This window comes from Mesorhizobium sp. M0276 (assembly GCF_040321755.1).
Classification (GTDB): Bacteria; Pseudomonadota; Alphaproteobacteria; order Rhizobiales; family Rhizobiaceae; genus Mesorhizobium.
In genome coordinates, this window is record NZ_JAMYSC010000169.1 from 1 (window position 1) to 602 (window position 602).

At 64.1% G+C, this 602-nt stretch carries 2 protein-coding genes; one reads left to right on the forward strand and one right to left on the reverse strand.

All coding sequences use genetic code 11. The annotated features are described in order from the left end of the window. Positions 1 to 401: HupE/UreJ family protein (locus NKJ01_RS36310; RefSeq protein WP_352735404.1), on the forward strand; the 401-nt coding region annotated here is incomplete at its 5' end. On the opposite strand, the gene NKJ01_RS36315 is transcribed toward NKJ01_RS36310, so the two are convergent. Continuing rightward, positions 398 to 602, reverse strand: a 205-nt coding sequence (locus NKJ01_RS36315; protein WP_352735406.1) for a hypothetical protein, incomplete at its 5' end; no start/stop codon positions are given. The two genes, NKJ01_RS36310 and NKJ01_RS36315, sit on opposite strands and share 4 nt — an antisense overlap.

Here is a 602-nt window from a genome sequence, read left to right on the forward strand (position 1 = left end):
GCGCGCTCTGGGCTTGGCCGGCGGCCTTCGTCGGCCTCATGCTTGCTGGCGGTGCGCTGGGCATCACCGGCGTGCCCGTTCCCTTTGTCGAGCCCGGCATCCTCGCCTCGGTTGTGGCACTCGGCCTGCTGGTCGCAGCCGCGGTGGATCTGCCTGTGGCGGCAGGGGCGGGCATCATCGGCCTCTTTGCGGTTTTCCACGGTCACGCGCATGGCACCGAGATCCCGGAGACGGCGGGCGGCCTCGAATATCTCGCCGGCTTTGCCCTTGCTACGGCACTCCTGCACGGCGCCGGTATTGGCTTGGCTCTGTTGTCGGGCCAGCGTTTTCGCTGGCTCGTGCGACTGGCAGGCGTGGCGACGGCGGCGGGCGGCCTCGGCCTGATGGTCGGCACCGTCTAGCTTAGTTTCCGTCCATAAACGCCAACATATTGATATTCTTGCGTGAATCGGCATTTTGCGCAGGCAAGGCCCGGCGGTTTCAGGTACACTTTGGTCTCATGCCACTGATTCCAAAGCACAATCTGCAACCGCCGGAGCCGACAATGCGCCAAGAACGCACCGTCCAAGCCAGCATATTCGATCTTTTTGCCGCGCACGAGA